Annotated in this window: 18 protein-coding genes and 1 tRNA gene; 5 read left to right on the top strand and 14 right to left on the bottom strand. The window is 67.8% G+C overall.

Going from position 1 to position 18,210, the window contains the following annotated elements:
* Nucleotides 1–53: 53 nt before the first annotated feature.
* Nucleotides 54–127, bottom strand: a tRNA-Met gene (locus AB0M51_RS30515).
* Between the two features lie 104 nt (nt 128–231).
* Between AB0M51_RS30515 and AB0M51_RS30520 the strand changes: the two genes are divergently transcribed.
* Entirely contained in the window at nt 232–1,197 is a 966-nt protein-coding gene (locus AB0M51_RS30520) for a GNAT family N-acetyltransferase (RefSeq protein WP_363751534.1), read from the top strand.
* A 118-nt stretch (nt 1,198–1,315) separates the two neighbouring features.
* The gene (locus AB0M51_RS30525) at nt 1,316–1,876 is read left to right on the top strand and encodes a hypothetical protein (protein ID WP_363751536.1); all 561 of its coding nucleotides are present in this window, start codon (nt 1,316–1,318) and stop codon (nt 1,874–1,876) included.
* An 82-nt stretch (nt 1,877–1,958) separates the two neighbouring features.
* On the opposite strand, the gene AB0M51_RS30530 is transcribed toward AB0M51_RS30525, so the two are convergent.
* From AB0M51_RS30530 to AB0M51_RS30550, 5 genes are read right to left on the bottom strand one after another with little or no spacing between them, the layout of a single operon-like run.
* Complete coding sequence (locus AB0M51_RS30530) at nt 1,959–4,949, bottom strand: UPF0182 family protein (RefSeq protein ID WP_363751538.1); 2,991 nt, start codon at nt 4,947–4,949, stop codon at nt 1,959–1,961.
* Entirely contained in the window at nt 4,946–5,557 is a 612-nt protein-coding gene (locus AB0M51_RS30535) for a PPA1309 family protein (RefSeq protein WP_363751540.1), read from the bottom strand. The genes AB0M51_RS30530 and AB0M51_RS30535 overlap by 4 nt, the downstream gene beginning before the upstream one ends.
* A gap of 55 nt (nt 5,558–5,612) precedes the next feature.
* Nucleotides 5,613–6,647 carry a PDZ domain-containing protein gene (locus AB0M51_RS30540; RefSeq protein ID WP_344193365.1) on the bottom strand — a complete coding sequence of 345 codons (1,035 nt, stop codon included), beginning with the start codon at nt 6,645–6,647 and terminating at the stop codon, nt 5,613–5,615.
* Nucleotides 6,644–6,916: a hypothetical protein gene (locus tag AB0M51_RS30545; RefSeq protein WP_344193364.1), complete on the bottom strand. Its 273-nt coding sequence runs from the start codon at nt 6,914–6,916 to the stop codon at nt 6,644–6,646. Before AB0M51_RS30545 ends, AB0M51_RS30540 begins: the two co-directional genes overlap by 4 nt.
* Nucleotides 6,917–6,946: 30 nt before the next feature.
* Complete coding sequence (locus AB0M51_RS30550; protein WP_344193363.1) at nt 6,947–7,372, bottom strand: molybdenum cofactor biosynthesis protein MoaE; 426 nt, start codon at nt 7,370–7,372, stop codon at nt 6,947–6,949.
* Between the two features lie 304 nt (nt 7,373–7,676).
* Between AB0M51_RS30550 and AB0M51_RS30555 the strand changes: the two genes are divergently transcribed.
* Both AB0M51_RS30555 and AB0M51_RS30560 read left to right on the top strand, forming a co-directional pair.
* Nucleotides 7,677–8,999 carry a zinc-dependent metalloprotease gene (locus AB0M51_RS30555; RefSeq protein ID WP_344193361.1) on the top strand — a complete coding sequence of 441 codons (1,323 nt, stop codon included), beginning with the start codon at nt 7,677–7,679 and terminating at the stop codon, nt 8,997–8,999.
* A gap of 42 nt (nt 9,000–9,041) precedes the next feature.
* Entirely contained in the window at nt 9,042–9,587 is a 546-nt protein-coding gene (locus AB0M51_RS30560; protein ID WP_363751544.1) for an NUDIX hydrolase, read from the top strand.
* A 471-nt stretch (nt 9,588–10,058) separates the two neighbouring features.
* Here the strand turns inward: AB0M51_RS30560 and AB0M51_RS30565 are convergent, their stop codons facing one another.
* Together AB0M51_RS30565 and AB0M51_RS30570 are read right to left on the bottom strand one after the other, a co-directional pair.
* On the bottom strand, nt 10,059–10,673 hold the full coding sequence (locus tag AB0M51_RS30565) for a DUF2064 domain-containing protein (protein WP_344193356.1): 615 nt from the start codon (nt 10,671–10,673) through the stop codon (nt 10,059–10,061).
* The gene (locus AB0M51_RS30570) at nt 10,670–11,077 is read right to left on the bottom strand and encodes a helix-turn-helix domain-containing protein (RefSeq protein ID WP_344193354.1); all 408 of its coding nucleotides are present in this window, start codon (nt 11,075–11,077) and stop codon (nt 10,670–10,672) included. The genes AB0M51_RS30565 and AB0M51_RS30570 overlap by 4 nt, the downstream gene beginning before the upstream one ends.
* Nucleotides 11,078–11,181: 104 nt before the next feature.
* Between AB0M51_RS30570 and AB0M51_RS30575 the strand changes: the two genes are divergently transcribed.
* Entirely contained in the window at nt 11,182–12,105 is a 924-nt protein-coding gene (locus AB0M51_RS30575; RefSeq protein ID WP_363751547.1) for an NADP-dependent oxidoreductase, read from the top strand.
* 3 nt (nt 12,106–12,108) lie between these two features.
* Here the strand turns inward: AB0M51_RS30575 and AB0M51_RS30580 are convergent, their stop codons facing one another.
* From AB0M51_RS30580 to AB0M51_RS30605, 6 genes are all read right to left on the bottom strand, one after another.
* The gene (locus tag AB0M51_RS30580; protein WP_363751549.1) at nt 12,109–12,765 is read right to left on the bottom strand and encodes a response regulator transcription factor; all 657 of its coding nucleotides are present in this window, start codon (nt 12,763–12,765) and stop codon (nt 12,109–12,111) included.
* 270 nt (nt 12,766–13,035) lie between these two features.
* Entirely contained in the window at nt 13,036–13,803 is a 768-nt protein-coding gene (locus tag AB0M51_RS30585) for a prepilin peptidase (protein ID WP_344193348.1), read from the bottom strand.
* A complete protein-coding gene (locus AB0M51_RS30590) occupies nt 13,800–15,899 on the bottom strand; it encodes a hypothetical protein (protein ID WP_344193346.1) in 2,100 nt (699 codons plus the stop codon). Before AB0M51_RS30590 ends, AB0M51_RS30585 begins: the two co-directional genes overlap by 4 nt.
* A complete protein-coding gene (locus tag AB0M51_RS30595) occupies nt 15,896–16,537 on the bottom strand; it encodes a prepilin-type N-terminal cleavage/methylation domain-containing protein (protein WP_344193344.1) in 642 nt (213 codons plus the stop codon). Before AB0M51_RS30595 ends, AB0M51_RS30590 begins: the two co-directional genes overlap by 4 nt.
* A complete protein-coding gene (locus AB0M51_RS30600; protein ID WP_344193342.1) occupies nt 16,528–17,007 on the bottom strand; it encodes a type II secretion system protein in 480 nt (159 codons plus the stop codon). Before AB0M51_RS30600 ends, AB0M51_RS30595 begins: the two co-directional genes overlap by 10 nt.
* Complete coding sequence (locus tag AB0M51_RS30605; protein ID WP_344193340.1) at nt 17,004–18,209, bottom strand: type II secretion system F family protein; 1,206 nt, start codon at nt 18,207–18,209, stop codon at nt 17,004–17,006. Before AB0M51_RS30605 ends, AB0M51_RS30600 begins: the two co-directional genes overlap by 4 nt.
* Nucleotide 18,210 lies beyond the last annotated feature (1 nt).

The following is an 18,210-nucleotide window of genomic DNA, read 5'->3' on the forward strand; positions in this document are numbered from 1 at the left end:
AGACCCATATTGCAAAGCGAAGGCCCGGACCTGATGGTCCGGGCCTTCTTCCGTAGCGGGGGCAGGATTTGAACCTGCGACCTCTGGGTTATGAGCCCAGCGAGCTACCGAGCTGCTCCACCCCGCGTCGTTGTGTCTTTAGTTTAGAGGATCCGGGCCGAGCAACCAAATCGGTTACCGGAGCGGCGAAAACTCGTTCCGCCGGCGCTGCGCCGGGCGTACCGTCCGAGTATGTCCCGACCAGTCCTCCGCCCGTTCGAGGAGGCGGATCTGCCGGCTGCGGCCGGCCTGCTCGCCCAGCGGCATCAGGTGCATCGCAAGCGTCACCCGCTGCTTCCTGCCGACTACGAGGACGAGCGGCTCGCGCTCGTCGAGGTCACGGCGGTCTGGGAGTCCGAGGGCGCGTCCGGTGCGGTCCTGGCCGAGGAAGGCGAGCTCACCGGTTACTTGCTGGCGGCACCGAAGCCCGCGCCGATGTGGGGTCCGAACGTCTGGGTCGAGGCGGCGGGTCACGCCGTACGTGAGCCGGAACACATCCGCGACCTGTACGGCGCCGTGGCTGCGCAATGGGTCGATGCCGGGCGTACGGCGCATTACGTGCTGGTGCCGGACGATGCCGAACTGGTGGACGCGTGGTTCCGGTTGGGGTTCGGTTCGCAGCACGCGCATGCGATCCGCCCGGTTCCGTCGGGGGTCGTGGCGCCGCCGCGTGATCTCGTCGTACGTCGGGCGGCGCGCGCGGACATTCCGTTACTCGCGGAGCTCGACCTGGTGCTTCCCCGGCATCAGGGCAGATCGCCGGTGTTCTCGGCCGGCGAACCGGGGACGTACGAGGAGGCCGTCGCGGACTGGGAGGAGTCGATCGACGATCCGGGCTACGCGACGTTCGTTGCCGTGCACAACGGTGAGGTCATCGGCTCGTCGGTCGGATGCTCACTGGACCGGTCGAGTGCGCACAGCGGGCTCGCGAAGCCGGACAATGCCGGGTTTCTCGGGTTCGCCGCCGTACTGCCGGCTGCACGTGGGCTCGGTGCGGGTCGGGCGTTGGGCGAGGCTGTGCTGCAGTGGTCGACGGAGACCGGGTACACGTCGGTGGTGACGGACTGGCGGGTGACGAACCTGTTGTCGTCGCGGGCGTGGCCGCGGCTCGGATTCCGGCAGACATTCCATCGGCTGCATCGGTTGATCGGCTACTGAGGCCGGTTGTCCACAGGTTCGGATTCGCCGGTGCTGAGGCGTGGCGATCGCGGCACCTTCTTGGTCACGAAGGGCGTCTCGCAGCGGGCGGGACGCCGTCCTTCCCCAGGAGGCAGTCATGTCGCGTTCATCTTTCGGTTCCCGAGTCATGCCGTCCGCTCGTCGTATCGTGGCCGGGACCGCGGTCGTCCTGGCCACGATGGGGCTGTCCACGACGACCGGCTCAGCAGCACCGGCGTATGCCTCCGTAGCACCATCCACCGAGCAGAAGGCTGGCACCTTGGACGGCTTCGTGATCGAGAACCTTCCCGACGGCATCGGTACGCCGAGCGACTTCACCTACGAGTGGGAGGACGTGTCCTTCCACAGCCGGGTGTGGGAGACCGGTCCGGATTCCGAGGGCGCGTTCAAGGTCGACCTGACTGTGAAGACGATCCGAGGCGACAAGCTCACCAACCTCGAGATCCTGAAGGACTTCCTCGTCGAGTACGAGGAGAAGGACCCGGGCTGGCAGCTCACCCCGGTCAAGGTCGGCGGGTACGACGGCCTGTTCGCCGGTGACGAGGTGTTCTACTTCATCGAGCCGGGCCTCGCGGCGGAGGTGACCATCGACCACGAGCGCTTCACCGACGAGGACGTGCTGGACACCGCGGCCGGTTTCCGCCCCGGGCAGTCCTGATGCCGTAGGCACCCGGACAGACGTACGGGGCGGCGACGCCGACGTGTGGTCGGTGTCGCCGCCCCGGGGAGCAGCCCAGCGGTCAGCCGGTCGGAGAGCTCGGCGGACTCGACGGTGTCGTCGAGTCCGAGGGGCTTCCGGACGGCGTCGGTGACGGTGTCGACGTCGGAGTCGGCGTCGGTGTCGCCGACGCGCCGGCGGAGGCGCGGTCGAGCGCGGCCTTCATCTGGTTCACGTTCGACTGGTAACCGGCGAGGTCACCCTTCATGAGGGCGGCCTGTGCCCGCTTGTACGCGGCCTCGGCATCGGCGAGGGCCTGCTTGACCGTCTGGTTCGTCTGTGCCGGTGGCGTCTTGGTTCCCGGCGGGTTCTCGCCCGTGTCGACGTTGGTGTTGAACACCTTGCCGAGAGCTTCCTGCAACGTCGCCCCGTAGGCGACATTGTCCCCGAAGGACACCAGGACGTACCGCAGGACGGGATAGTTGCCCGGCCCGCTGGTCCGCGACGAGTACACCGGCTGGACGTAGAGCAGACCACCGCCGAGCGGCAACGTCAGCAGGTTCCCGAACTGGGCTCTGGCGCCGCTGTTCGGCTGGTTGATCGGCAGCAACGCCTGTCTGATGCCCTCGTCGGTCTGGAACTTGTTGTACACCTGCCCCGGACCGGGGATCTGCAGGTTCCCCGGCAATCGCAGCACCCGGAACTTGCCGTAGTCCGGCGACGTGGCCTCGGAATCGACCGCCATGAACGCCGTCAGGTTCTCCCGTTCACCGTTCGGCACGTACACCGAGGTCAGTGAGAACTTCGGATCGGTCTGATCCGGCATCCGCAACGAGAGATAGAACGGAGGCTGACTGACTTGCGTCGACGAATCGCCGCTGGCCGACACCGCCGTCGGGTCGGCGGGCACCCGCCACAGGTCACTGTTCTGGTACCAGGTCCCGGCGTCGGTGACGTGGTACTTCGCGAGCAGATCGCGCTGCACCTTGAACATGTCCTCGGGGTAGCGCAGGTGCGACATCAACGCGGGCGAGATGTCCGCACGTGGCTTGACCGTGCCGGGGAAGGCCTTCATCCAGGTCTTCAGCACGGGGTCGCTCTCGTCCCACGCGTAGAGGTCGACCGAGCCGTCGTACGCGTTCACGACCGCCTTGACCGAGTTCCGGATGTAGTTGATCTTCTCGCTCGGCTGCTGCGCGATCGTGCCGCGGCCGGTGGTGGTGTCCCGGGTGCTGTCGTCCAGCGCCACCTTCTCGGAGTACGGATAGTTGTCCGAGGTGGTGTAGCAGTCGACGATCCAGACCACCTGGCCGTCCACGATCGCCGGGTACGGGTCGCCGTCCGGCGTCAGCCAGGGCGCCGCCTTCTCGACCCGGTCGCGCGGGCTGCGGTCGTAGAGGATCTTGGAGTCCGAGTTCACCCGGCTGGACAGCAGAATGTTCGCGTCCCGGAACTTGGTTGCGTAGAGCAACCGGTTGAAGAAGGACCCGATCTTGACGCCGCCCTTGCCCTCATAGGTGTTCAGGGTCGGGTCGCCGCCGTTCGTGCCCTCCGGGGTGTCCAGCTCGACCGGCGAGGACCCCTTCGGGGCGCCGACGATCGAGTAGTCCGGCGACTGCTCCCCGAAGTAGATCCGCGGCTCGTAGTCGCCGAGATCGCCCTTCGGCGGCAGGTCCTTCTCGGTCCAGACCGGCGTACCGTCGGAGGCCCGCTGGTTGCCGTTCGCCGCGACGACGCCGTAGCCGTGGGTGTAGACGGTGTGGTCGTTGTTCCAGTTCCGCTGGCCGGCGGGCAGCTTGTCGATCTGGACCTCGCGGGCAGCGATGACGGTGTCGCTGCTCTTGTCCTTGATCTTGTACCGGTCCACGTCCAGATCAGTCGGGAACGAGTAGAACCCCCGGACCTGCTGGAGCTGCTCGAACGTCGGCCCGATCACGGTCGGGTCGATCAGCCGGATACCGGGCAGTACCTCGGCGTCGGCGGTGAGCTCGCTCGGCTTGGCCGTGGTCTGCGCCTCGTACTCGGTGACCTGCGTGTTCTCGAGCCCGTAGGCCTGCCGCGTGGCCTCGATGTTCTTGGTGATGTACGGCGCTTCCTTCACCGGCTCGCTCGGGCGCACCCGCAACTGCTGAAGGGCGGCCGGCCAGAGCGCGCCGAGCAGGATCGCCGACAGAATCAGTACGACCGTGCCGACGCCGGGCAGCAGCCACGTCCGCCGGACCACGTTCGCGAAGAACAGTCCGGCGCAGAGCACCGCGATGACCGCGAGGATCTCCTTGCTCGGCAGGATCGCGTTGTCACCGGTATAGGAGATACCGGTGAAGAGTCTCCCGTCGGACGTTGTCTGGCCGTAGCGGTCCAGCCAGTAGCTGAACGCCTTGAGCAGCACGAGCAGCCCGAGCAGCACCGAGAACTGCACCTGCGCCGCACCGGAGGCCTTCTGACCCTTGGCGGACGGGCGGAAGCCGCCGTAGAGGTAGTGCGTGATGATCGCGGCGACCAGCGACAGCAGCACGATCGAGTACCCGAAGCCGAGCAGCACACGCAGCCACGGGTAGTCGAAGACGAAGAACGAGATGTCCTTGTTGAAGTGCTTGTCGGTGACACCGAAGGGCGTCCGGTTCTTCCAGGCCAGGAAGACCTTCCACTCTCCCGACGCGGCCGAGCCGCCGAAGATCAGCATCAGCGTGGCGACCACGCCGACCGCGACCTTCGCGTGCTGCTGCAGCAGATCGCCGTACCGCTCGAATCCCGGGGTGGGCGACGGGGCGAGCGCGACCCGCGGACGGGTGCGGAACGCAACGACGATGTTCGCGACGACAGCCGCGGCCATCAGCAGGCCTACCACCACGAAGAGCAGCACCCGGGTGCCGAGCACCGTGCTGAACACCGTGCCGAAGTCGATCGATCGGTACCAGAGCCGCTGGGTCCAGACGTCGGTGAAGACACTGAACAGGATCAGCAGGACGATCAGCGTGGCGATCGTCGGCAGCAGGGCACGAGGGCGACCGCCCGGTCGTCCTCTCCTCCGGGCAGGCGGCTCGTCCGGCATGTCGTAGACGCCGTCGCTCATGGTCGCTTCTCCTCGTCGTCGCCATCGACCCCGGAACCCGCAGCCGACCGGCTGCCGACCGAAGGTTCGAATGTCAAAGACAGTACTTCGCACAGCGTGGGGACCAAGTCGACGCCGGTGAGCACCGCGCTGTCCTCGTCGTGCGCGCGCAGCCGGACGGCGCCGAACCGGTCGCCCTCGCGGAGCACCGCGGCGACCATCCGGACCTCGTGCCGACGCGGGTCGCTGCCCGCCAGCCGGGCCAGCTCCGCGTCCGACTCGGCGCTGGACAGCCCGGACTCGGCGGAGGCCGGGAGTACGATCCGCTCGATCGCCAGCGCACAGCCGGCGACCCCGTCCGGCCACTCGATCCGGCCGAGGGTGTCGGCCAGGTTGGCGTCGTCGACACCGCCCGGAAGCTCGCCCTGGGCGACCGGGGTCAGCGGCTGGGACGCGTCCTCGGCGCCGAGTTCGGCGGCCAGTTGCGGTTCGGCACGGAGCAGTTCCGCGGTCGGGACCAGCGCGAACAACTGCGCGGGCTGGTCCCAGCCCGCGCTGCTCACGTGTTTCTCGATCTCGACGACCGCGCTGCTGAGCGCGTCGGGAGGCAGCGTTCCTACGGATTCCATGCCGGCTGATCTTCCCTTCGGCTGGCCTGTTCGTTCAGGTCGTTCAGGTGGCTCGTCAGCTGCACGACGGGACGTCTCCCTGACCGCTGGCGACTGCCTTCAGCGCGCTGATCGCGCCGCTCAGCGTGCTGATCTTCACCAGCTGGATGCCGTCGACGTCCGCGTGCAGCGCGGCCGCGCAGTTCGGCGCCGGGACCAAGAACACCGTGGCGCCGTCGTTCCTCGCACCGGCGATCTTCTGCTGGATGCCGCCGATAGCACCGACCTGGCCGAGCGCGTCGATCGTCCCGGTGCCGGCGACGTGCTTCCCGTTCAGCAGCGCACCCGGTGTGAGCTTGTCATAGATGGCCAGCGCGAAGGCGGTGCCCGCACTCGGGCCGCCGATGTCCTGGCCGAGGTTGACCGTCACCTTCACCGGCGAGTCGACACCGATCGTGATTCCGACCATCGGCCGGGTCGGTTCGCCGGGCGTCGCGGCGGTCTTCAGCTCGATCGTCTGCTCGGCCGTGCCGCGGCGGATCAGGAAAACCACGCTCTGGCCGACCTTGTGCTTGCGGACCAGGTCTCCCACCTGCGGGATCTGCGTCACCGCGTGACCGTCGACGGCCAGCACCAGGTCGCCGGGCTTCAGCTTGCCCTGGGCCGGCGACTTGTCGGCGACCGTCGACACCTTGGTGTGGAACGGGACGTTCGCCGCCTGCAACGCGGCAGCGACCGCGCTGTCCTGGGATCCGGTCATCTCCGCGGTGTTCTGCTGCTCCACCTCGTCGGCGCTCTGGCTCGGCGGATAGATGATGTCGCGCGGGAACAGGTCGTGGTGCGGGTCCAGCCAGTTCCGCATCGCCTGCGGAAGCGTCAACTGCCGGTCCGGCGAGGTGACCGACACGGTGGTCAGGTCCAGCTGCCCGGACGTCGGGAACGTCTCGTGGCCGGTGATCTCGATGACCGGCTTGTTCTTGGCCGACCCGAGGGTGTCCTTGACCGGTCCCGGGCTGAACGAGACGAACGGCACCGGGAAGGCGGTCACCAGTCCCAGCGAGACGACGAGTACGACGATCGAGGTGACCAATGTGGCGGTACGACGTGTCACGAACCCTGCCCTGCGATCTTGGTGGAGCCGGAGCCACGGTCCTCGGAGACCGGCTGATGGTTACGACGACCCAGACCCCGGCGACGTTCCGGAGTGGCCCGCGGACCGGGAGCCGCCAGCGCGGCGTTGAAGCGGCGGAACTCGTCCACCGAGGCGAACGGCCCCCCGGACCGGCGTGGCTCGCGGCTTCGCCACCCGCGCCAGCCTGCCCAGCACATCGCGAGCAGCGTGGCGACCAGCGGGAACACCAGCCACGCCAAAACCTTCATCCGGCCACCTTCATGCGCCCAGAGTACGTGTCAGTGCGCTCCTACCCACTCGCTGCCACCGTCGGTGAAGTGCTGGTGTTTCCAAATCGGGACCTCGGCCTTGAGGTCGTCGATCAGCTGCCGGCACGCGGCGAACGCGACGTCGCGGTGCGATGCGGCCACCGCGACGATCACCGCGGCGTCGCCGATCACCAGATCCCCGGTCCGGTGCACGGCCGCCAGCGCGGTCACCGCGGGGTCGTCGCAGACGCGCTGCGCGACCTTCCGCAGGTGCTCGAGCGCGTCCGGATGCGCCTCGTAGCTCAGCCTGTCGACCGGCTGGTCCTGGTCGTGGTTGCGCACAGTGCCGATGAAAAGCGCAGTTCCGCCCGCCGACGGATCGGCGACGGCGGCCAGCACCTCGTCACTGGACAACGCGCCGTCGCGAATGTCCAGCAGCCTGATCGCGTCGCTCATCCGTTCCTCATTCCCGCCGGGTCACCGACCTGCACACCCCACCATTCCATCCCCCGCCACGCAATTCTCCCTCCGGGCCCGCAGTTCCCCGACATCCGCTCCCCCTCCGGCGTCCCCGGGCGCTCCGGTGCGTGGTCCGGCGTACACCCGGAGGAGCTGTTGCCCTGCTCACCTAGTTGCCGGCCCGTCTCCCGGCTCTGCCTGCGGCGAACACCAGAAGTACTGCGTTCACCCGGGGCGGAACTGGTGGAGCGAACCAGTACGTTTGGAGTAGTACGCCCCACCCGCACAGGAAGGCCCATCGATGAGCGACGAACCGGACAACCCGGACAACCCGTTCAAGGGAACGCCGTTCGAGGCCATGTTCTCGCAGTTCTCCGGTGCGGCCGGCGCGGGCGGCGCCCCGGACCTGAACGCGATCTTCGCCCAGGTCCAGCAGCTGCTGAGCGGGTCGACCGACGGCAAGCCGGTGAACTGGGACCTGGCCAAGGACATTGCCCGCAAGACCGTCTCCGCCGCCGGGGACCGGTCGATGACGGCAACCGACAGCGACCGGGTCGCCGATGCGGTCCGTCTCGCCGAGCACTGGTTGGACGACGCGACCACGCTCCCCGAGGTCTCCGCGACGTCGCAGGCGTGGAGCCGCGCCGAGTGGGTCGAGAACACGCTCCCGGTCTGGCAGACGATCGTCGACCCGGTGGCCGAGCACGTCGCCGGCGCGATGGGCAACGCCCTGCCCGCCGAGGCGCAGCAGTTCGCGGGGCCGATGGCGGGGATGCTGCGGCAGCTGGGCGGATCTGTGTTCGGCGCGCAGGTCGGCCAGGGTCTCGGCGAGCTCGCCGGCGAGGTCGTCAGCTCGTCCGACATCGGCCTGCCGCTCGGCCCGACCGGCCAGGCGATCCTGCTGCCGGACAACGTGGCCAAGTTCGCCGAAGGGCTCGGGCTGACCGACGAGGACGTCCGGCTGTACCTGGCGCTGCGCGAGGTCGCGCACCAGCGGCTGTACGCCGGTGTCCCGTGGCTGCGGCAGCACCTGCTCGCCGCGGTCGCCGACTACGCGGCCGGGATCGAGGTCGACACCGGCAAGATCGAGCGCGCGATGGCCGACATCGACCCGCAGAACCCGGAGGCCATGCAGGAAGCGCTGGCCGGCGGACTGTTCGAGCCCGAGGACTCGGAGCAGCAGAAGGCCGCCCTGGTCCGGCTCGAGACCACCCTCGCGCTGGTCGAAGGCTGGGTCGACGACGTCGTCCGCGAAGCCACCAAGGACCGGATGCCGGCCGCGATCCAGCTCGCCGAGACCGTACGCCGCCGCCGCGCGGCCGGCGGCCCCGCCGAGCAGACGTTCGCCACCCTCGTCGGCCTCCAACTCCGCCCCCGCCGCCTCCGGGACGCCGCCAACCTCTGGGCTGCGGTCCGCGACGCCCGCGGCACCGAAGGCCGCGACAACCTCTGGTCCCACCCCGACCTGATGCCCAGCACCAGCGACCTCGACGACCCCATCGGCTTCGCCCAGCATGCCGGCGAGCTCTCCAACATCGACATCACCGACTTCCTCGACAACCCCACCGACCCCAAGGACGACCCCAAGGACGACACCGGCGACACCGGCGATAGCCCGAAGTAGCCCAACGCTCCCCACCGCCCCGGGGGCTGGGAGACTGGGCGCATGCTTCATGGGGATGCGGTCGCAGTGCTGGCGGGGTGGAGTGCGCCGGACTCCGAGCAGGAGGAGTTGCAACGCCACTATATGCGGCATCTGCGCGAACATGCGGACGGTATGTGGAGGACGTGCCGTCCGGAGCATGTGACTGCGAGCGCGCTGGTGGTTGATGCCACCGGCGAGAAGACTCTGCTCACGCTGCACAAGACGGTTGGCCGATGGCTGCAACTGGGTGGCCATTGCGAGCCCGGCGACACGACGCTGGCCGGCGCCGCTCTGCGCGAGGCAACCGAGGAATCCGGGCTGACCGGGCTGACAGTCAGCCCGCAACCACTACAGCTCTCGCGTCATCTGCTCGAAGCGGGCGGCTGCGCCGGTGCGTATCACCTGGACGTCCAGTTCCTGGTGACAGCGACGACGAACACGCAGTACGTCGTGAGCGACGAGTCGGACGATCTCGCGTGGTACCCGCTCGACGCTCTTCCACCGGATACCGACGCCAGCGTTCAGGCCCTCGCGGCGCGCGCACTTCAGCACACACCTCAGGCCTGATACGGGCAAAAGCCTGTGGGCCGGCTCGAGTCAGCCGGCCCACCTCCCATGCAGAGCACCCCAGCTCTGCTTCCCCATGCATCCCTACAACGGGATCCCCACACCACAGGCGTCCCAGCGCACCCCACGCCGATCCCTGCACCCCGTCGTACCGACGCCCCCGTGTTCCCCCCTTGGTACCGCTCCCCGTTGATGGGCCCTCCAACGTGTGTACAGCGTCCCCGTGCCCCTCGGCCTGGTCACCTGACCGTGCCGTCCTGCTGCCCCGTGCGTCCGGTTGATGTGGCGTTTCAGGGTGAGCGCGGTCCCCCGGCCGCGCGATGTGCCGCATCTGTACTGATCCCCGCCGCATCCCCCCGATGCGGTTGGGTTCGTCGGGTACCGCCCCTGAACGGCATCGGCGAAGAGCGCTGGGCTTCCCCCGAAGTCCCTGCTGCATGGTGAACGAGCGGTCGGGAAGAAGGTGACGGCTCAGGAGTGACGAAGTATGGATCGGGTTGCGTCCCAGCCTTCCAGGCCTGGATCCAGTCGCGCTAAGTCAACGTTCGATCGCAATCGGTGCCATCCGGGCCCGACCGCGACGGCGTGGCGTCGAGGTTTGCGGGCCTCGAGGTCGGTGAGCGCGGTGTCGAAGGTCGGCGCAAGTTCGTTGACCCAGTCCGCGGTCGGGACGTTGACCCCGATCGCCGCCAGGGTGCCGTCCTCAGCCGGGGTTACGGCGACATCAGCATGGGCCAGCGCGCGGAACAGTTTGCCGATCAACAGCCCTGGCAGGTCGGGTACGTCGTGGGACACGGCCACGACTGCCGCGGCCGGCCCGGCGAGTTCCACCGCGTGCAGGACGGGTCGCGCGGGATCGACGGCGTACGTCGGCGTCCCCGGCCACGTCAATGCGCCGACAGACGCCACAGCGCCCTCATCGCCGGCAACGGCCATCGCGACGTCGACGCGGTCCAGCGCGGCGAGGACCTCGTACGTGTCCTCGGCCAACGCCAACCGCCACGCCTCAGGGTCTCGACCGGGTGGGGCCCACGTGCCGGTGCCGGGTACGACGACAACGACCACGCGGCGATCGGACGCGGTCATGCGGAAGCGCTCACGTGGTCGTAGTCGCTCCGCGCGGCGTTGACCTCGGGCATGTGGCATTCGGCCCAGGACTTGATGGAGGCGATCAGCGGCATCAGCGTGCGCCCCAGCGGCGTCAGGTCGTAGTCGACGCGGACAGGCACGGAAGGTGTGACGGACCGGGTCAGGAGCCCGTCGCGTTCCAGCGAGCGGAGGGTTTGCGTGAGCATCTTCTGGCTGACGCCGGCGATCCGCCGGGACAGGTCGGAGTACCGCTGCGGGCCGTCGGCGAGGGCCGTGAGGATCAGCGTCACCCACTTGTCGCTGATCCGGTCGAGGAGCTGCCGCGCCGGGCAGGTCGCCAGGAACGCGTCGTACTCCCGGGCGGCCTCTTCACGACGCTGGGCTGCGGTGCGGGTCGGCATGACTCTCCTCGTCGTTCGCTAGGCACTCCGAAGTGCGTACTTCCCAGCAGAGAGTAGCTCTCCGACAGTGGTGTTCAAACCCACGCATCAAGGAGAGAGACGATATGCGCGCACTGGTGGCCCGGCGGCTCGAAGGGCCGGAGGCGATCGAGTTGGTCGAGACCGACGTACCCGAGCCGGCCGCGGGTCAAGTACGGATCAAGGTGGCAGCGGCCGCGGTCAACCCGGTCGATCTGGCGGTCGCGAGCGGGGCGCCGGCCGAGTTCGGCCTGACCGCTCCGCGGGAGCAGTTCGGCCTCGGTTGGGACGTGGCCGGGCACGTGGACGCAGTTGGGTCGGGCGTCGAACTGCAGGTAGGTACGCCGGTCGTCGGCGTGGCTGACCTGCTGGCACAGACCCTCAAAACACACGCGGAGTACGTCGTACTGGACGAAGACACAGTCACCCGAGCCCCTGACGGCGTGGAGCTCGTAAGAGCAGCGACGTACGGGCTCAACGGACTCACCGCGCTTCAGGCACTCAAGGCAGTCCAAGGCGAGTCAGTGCTGGTGACAGGTGCCGCAGGCGGCGTCGGCGGATACGCGGTACAGCTGGCCAAGCACCTAGGTAAAACGGTCATCGCCAGCGCAGCAGCAAGCGATGAGGAGCTGGTACGTCGCCTGGGCGCCGACCACTTCGTAGAGCGGACCGCAGACCTGGCGGCGGCCGTACGACGAATCGCACCGGCCGGCGTCGACGGCGCAGTGGATGCGGCCGTCGCCGGAATCGGTGCGCAGGAAGCCGTGCGCAACGCCGGACGCCACGTCCACCTGCAGGGCGGTCCCCGACCGCCCCACCTGCGGGGCATCACCGTGGAGCAACTGTTCGTCCACGTGAACCGCGACGACCTGGCAGAGCTCGCACGCCTGGTAGAAACCAAGGTGATCTCCACGCGAGTGGCTGACACCTACGAGCTCAGCAACGCGCAGCAGGCATACAAACGGCTCGCGGAGGGTGGGGTACGCGGGCGGCTCGTACTGGTGCCCTAGACGTCAGGCGATGGCCGGCAGCTCGGTGGTGATGAGCCCCAGACGTAGTGCGGTCATGATCGCGTTCGCCCGGTTCGTAGCGCCGAGCTTCTCGTACAGGCGGGCAACGTAGGTCTTCGCGGTCGACACGCTCACGTACATCTCGCCGGCGATCGACGGCACCGACCGACCGCGGGCGAGCAACGCCAGCACCTCGCGTTCCCGGGGGCTCAGCGTGAGCGCCTTGCCGCCGGTACGTCCTCGCCGGGCCAGGGCCTGTGCGAGACCGGTTGCGGTGAACGAGGACGCGGCCACGGCCGCGTGGCGGATCGCTCCGAGCAGTTCGGCGTTCGGAGCGGTCTTCGCCACGAACGCGGACGCACCGCTCTCCAGCGCCCGAAACAGTACGTCGTCCTGGTTGTCGGCCGTCAGTACGACGATGCCGAGCGCCGGATAGCGGTCACGCAGTTCCCGGGCGAGCTGAAGACCGTCGATGTCCGGTAGCAGCACGTCGAGGACCACTACGTCGGGGTGAGCCGTCGCGATCTGGGCCGGCGCCTCGGCGCCGTGGCCGCACTCTCCGACGACGGTGATCTCCGCGTCGGCACTGACCAGTCCGACCAGCCCATATCTGGTCAAGGTGTGGCCGTCTACGACAACGACGGTGATCGGTCCGCTCATGATTGCCCCCGTGGAAGCCCCAGCGCAGCGTGACGACTATCACGTGCTGTAACTATGATCGGGCGCCCGCAACAGGTTGTTACGCCCCTCGCGATGGGTGCTTTTAATCTAAACGACCTAAACACCCGGTAACCAAGTTGCGGCGTGGCAACGCTGCTCTCAACACTCATATGTTCCTCCCCGTGGCGCCGTTACCCTAGGTAACGCGAGCGGCGGGAGGGCAGGGTCTTTGGTCCCTTCTTATCGGGACCTCGACGAGTCTGCGAGCTGTCAGCTCAGCAGGGCGACATACCAGCCGGCGATGGGCGCCGCGGCGAAGACAGCGACGAGCACGCCGGCGACCATGAACGGCCCGAACGGCAACGCGGTCTTCCGGCCACCGCGGTGTCCAGCCAACGCACCGAGACCGATCAACGCGCCCAGTACGAAGGCCGTCATCGCCCCGACCACCAGCGCAGTCCACGAGAGGTACGCCAGCACGCCCCCGACAAGGCCTGCAAGCTTCACGTCGCCCCATCCCATCCCGGGCGGGTACACCAGCACGAGCGCCAAATAGAACAGGAACAACGCCGTCGCACCGATGGCGGCCCGGGCAAGGGCCCACCAGTCGTGCTGCCACGCAGCAGCACCGGTCAGCAGGACCGCCAGCACGGGATACGACGGCAGCACAATCGCGTTCGGCAGCCGCCGTACGTCGAGATCGATCAACGCGAGCGCCACACCGGCCCCCGTGAACCACAGGTACGCCGGAAGCGCCGCCGTGCCACCGATCCGCCACGCGACTGCGGCGAACAGCAGACCGGTCGCCAACTCCACCAGCGGGTACCGAATGCTGATCGGCAACCGGCAGTCGGCACACCGCCCACGGAGCATCAGCCAGCCCATCACCGGGACGTTGTGTCGCCCGCGAACCGGCCGCAGGCACCGCGGACAGTGCGACGGCGGCCGGACCACGGACTCTCCGCGTGGCACGCGGTAAACGACCACGTTCAGGAACGAACCGACGGCCAGTCCGAGGAGGGCGATCAGGGCTGTCACGGTCTCGACCAGCCCAGGACCGAGACCTGCCGTTGGCCGGCAACCGGAGCGGCCGGATCGCTGTCGGCGAACGCGACCCGCGCTCGGAGGACCGGACTTCCGCTGGTATCGCAGGTGTCCGCCGCCGGACAGATGTACGTCGTGAAGTAGACGCTGAACACAGATCCAGGTGTGTCGTCCGGGACCTCGATCACGGGACCGTCGAACGAGAAGCTGCCGGTGAGCTTGATCCACGCCGATCGCGCGATCACCCCGAAGCGGAAGACCTGCTCGACGGCGTTGTTGAGGGTGATGTCGACGACGCCCGTCGGGACATACGTAGTTCCTTGGACGTAGAAGAGGTTGCCCGACGTGTTGATCGTGCTCACGACCGCGCACCCGGTACTGCCGCCGCGCGTGTACGGACCCGCCGTCACGCAGCCGCCGGCGGCGCGGAACGCCGGTGGGGTGTACTTGAGCTCGAGCTGGATCGCATCAATGTCCTCGGTGTCCGATTGCGCCGACAGGTTCGCGGTGACCGCGATGGTGGCTCCTGTGAAGTTGCCTGCGTGGATTGCCTTCGCGAGCGCACCGGTGCGAGTTGTGTCGACCTGAATCGAGTCGGTCACGAACGCACCCGCCGGGGTCACACCGGCGTGTCCGGTGACGGAACCGACGAGGTTCGGGCCGGCCCCCGTCGCCAGTGACACGCTCAGATCGTCGGTCGATCCAGGATTGGTGTGCCGATGCGTGACCTTGACGAAGGCAGACTGCAGAACGGATCCCGCCGGGATGGGCGACGACGGCGCGAACCCGCTGGAGGTGATCACTCCGCTTGTGTTCGGCGCAGCACTCGTCCACGTCGTGAACGACCCGTCGACTGCGGCCAGCTTGGCTGCCGACGCGTCGCTGAAACTGGTGGACGGGTTGACACCGGTCGGCTTCAACGCGTTCGTCCCGGTCAGCGCAGTCGTCGTTTCCGCTCCGGACTTCAAGCCATAGATGGCTACAGGCGGTTTGTCCCCGCTGTAGGTACCACATACCTCCGCCTCGGCTGCCTTGACGACCAGCTGACTGTCACCGCCGAAGATGAACTGCACGCCTGGCAGCGCGGAGTTCTGGTCGGTCGGATCTATCGGGTTGTGGCAGGCACCGGGGATCGTCGGCGCAACGGGAGGAGCTGCCAGTTGGGTACCGGACGAGTCGATCGGTGTGCCGGCAACGAGGTACCCGTCGTTGACGGTCCAGATGTTCCCTCCGTTGGAGTTGAGCAGGGGATTCGCGTTGTTGCCGGTGTTGTGGAAGTCGAAGTAGTACGGACCCGGCGTGAACCACCACGTGCTGTGCTTGCAGGAGCTGTTTCCCGCCATCATGTCCGACAGCCCTTTGGCGTCGTCGTAGTAGCCCGGCAGGAAGGTCACGACCGAGTTCGGGGTCCTGCACGTCGGCAGCGTGCGGTACGGGATGTCCGCGATATCGGCTGCGGGTTGGTAGTTCGGGTCCGGGCCGTCCGGGTTGGAGCCCGTGTAGTTGCAGGCGGCGGGAGGTGGAGTGCTCTGAATCGTCCCGCGGCAGCTTCCCCGCGCGTACACCTGGGTGTTGGTGCTCAGCACACCACTGGTGACGTTGATGGTCGAGTTGGAGAAGATCCGCCCGTGGACCCGGAACACCGAGCCGCTGTTCGGCTGGTCGATATGGAGGCCGTCCTCACCGGACACACTTCCCAGCGTCAGGATCGCATTGCTGGGCCGATTGCAGACCGGCAGCGAGATGCAGTGGATCGGAACCCTCGCCGGGTCGGGTGAGCACTTCACCGCCGCGGAGTCGGCGCCGTAGAAGTGGTCGAGGTGAAGAGTGTCAGCGGAGCCGAAGCAGTGCGTGCCGGCCGAGCCGTCGAACGTACTGTTGCGAACGGCGTTGACGGCCGCCTGAGTCGCACCGTCGCCGTCGTACGTCGCTGCCACTTGGCTGCGCAGGCCCACCGTCGTCCGGATGCTGGTGTCCGAGAGCGTGAGCAGAGCGGCCAGGCCGAGTGCGAGCACGGTGACGATGACCATGGCCAGGATCAGGGCAGCGCCGCTCTCATCTCTGCGGATGCCGCGTAGGCGACGAATCATGACTGCCTCCGTTGGCCGACGAGTGTGACCGGATAGGCGGCCACCGTTCCCTTCACAGATGTGAACGACAAGGTGATCTGCTGCGGCGGCGTCGTGGCCCCGCAGGTGCTCGAGCACGTCACCGCGACACTCGCCGGATCGACGTAGTGGGCGACGACCAGATCGACCGGTGGCGACGAGCCGACGCACTTGATCCGGTGCAGTTCCCGAACTGTTCCGGTCGTCGTCAGGTAGTAGCCGACGACGGACACCCGGGCGGCCGGCGGACTCGCCGAGGTGTCGTAGTCGTCGGACAACAGCCGGACAGCCGCAACGGGCGTCGTCGGCGTACCGCAGACCTGACCGCCGGCGTCGAAGGCCGCGTTCAGCTGGACTGATGGCAGATAAGGGACGGGCGCACCTGGCGTCGGCGGAAGTGAGTAGTCACGGACTCCCGTTGCGGCCGCGTCGGCACCGAAGTAGGCCGCGCTGATCTGGGCGTCGTGCGACAGCGCGAGCCGGTCAGCGGTGTCGCCGGTGTTGCGCAGCATGCCGATCACAACGTTGGCGAGCGGCACGGTGATCACGCCAAGGATCGCAACCGCCACCAGAAGCTCCACCAGCGTGAACCCGGCATCGCCGCGCCTTCTCAGCCGCATAGTGAGTCCTCCATCCGGCAGGGCTTACGGAGTACGACGACGATCCGCTCGCTGGCCCGGCCGTCGCTGCTCGCCACCTGGACGGTGACCTGTTGCACGCCCGTGTCGGTGCCACAGGTCGACTGCCAGCTGGTGCCGTTCCAGTACTTCGACGACCCGGCGACTACGCTCCGGCTGTAGCCGGTCGGGACGCTGAAGCCGGCAGGGTTCTCGTACCACGACCCGGCCGAGCAGGCCTTGTAACATCCGGCCGCGGGCGTGGAACTGGTGCAGGTGCTGGACGTCAGCGCGGACTCGATCGCCTCCGCATAGTCGCGGACGTACTCACCGGTGGTCGCCTGCTTGCGGTGGATGTCCGACATCATGATCGACGTGGTGAGGCCGGCCATGAGGGCAACAACGGCGATTCCCATGATGGCAACGGCGATCAGTACCTCCAGCAGCGATTCGCCGCGTTCGTCCGCGGTCATGTTTGGACCTGGCGGAAGATGCCGTACATGGCGGAGACCAGGGCTACCGCGACGAAGCCGACGATGACGCCCATGACGACGATGACGAGGGGTTCGAAGAGGCCGATCAGCTTCTTGAGTTTGTAGTCGAGTTCGCCCTCGTAGTAGACGGCGGTGACTTCGAGTTGGGTGTCCAGCGTTCCGGTGTCCTCGCCGACGCGCATCATCTGCGCTGCCGTTTTGGGGAAGAGCTTGGTCGCGGCGAGTGGACGTGCCAGGCCCTCCCCCTCCAGCAAAGCCTCGCCTGCCACGCCGAGGGAGCGCCTGAACACCAGGTTCGGCAGTGAACCGGTGGCGACGCGGAGGGCCTCCGGGAGTTGCACACCGGCGCCGACCATCGACGACAGGATGCGGCAGAAGCGTTCGACCAGTGCGAACTGGATGGTGTTGCCGAGCACCGGTAGCGCGAGGAACAGCTTGTCCCGCAGGTAGCGGCCGCCGTGCGTCTGTACGACGCCGAACATCAGCAGACCGAGTGCGACCGCGACGCCGCCCAGCGCCCACCACCAGGCGGTGAAGAAGTCCGTGACCGCCAGCAGCATCCGGGTCGGCAACGGCAAGGTGGCGTGCAGGCTGGCGAAGAAGTCCTTGAAGCGCGGCAGCACGAACGCCGACAGGACGACCACCGTGACCAGCGACATGATCGCCACGATCGACGGGTAGATCATGGCTTGCTTGACCTTGCGGCGCGCCTCGAGGTCGCGCTCCAGGTACTTCGCCAACTGGCCGAGCACCGTGTCCAACTGCCCGCTCAACTCCGCCGAGCGGAGGATGCCGCGGTAGAACTCGGGAAAGATCTTCGGGTGCCGGTCGAAGCAGTCCGAGAGCTTCTCACCACCCCGCAGACCGTGCTCGACCTCCGCCATCATCCGTCGTACCGAGGCGTTGTCCGCTTCCTCGCCGAGGGAGTGTACGGCGTCGATCAGCGGCAGGCCGGCCTTGATGAAAGCGCCCAGCTGGCGCGACAGGTGCATGACCTCCTCGCGCTTCACCTTGCGCGGCGTGATCTCGAGCTGCAGGACGCTGCGCTTCTCGGTGACGCGGATGTCCCGCAGCTCGCGTTCGTAGAGCGCGAGCTCGGCCTCTTCACGGTTCTCCGCCTTGGTGGTTCCCTTCGCGACCTGGCCGTCCGGTGCGATCGCGACGTACGCGTATCTGGTCATC

It is taken from the genome of Kribbella sp. NPDC051137 (assembly GCF_040682535.1).
Classification (GTDB): domain Bacteria; phylum Actinomycetota; class Actinomycetes; order Propionibacteriales; family Kribbellaceae; genus Kribbella; species Kribbella karoonensis.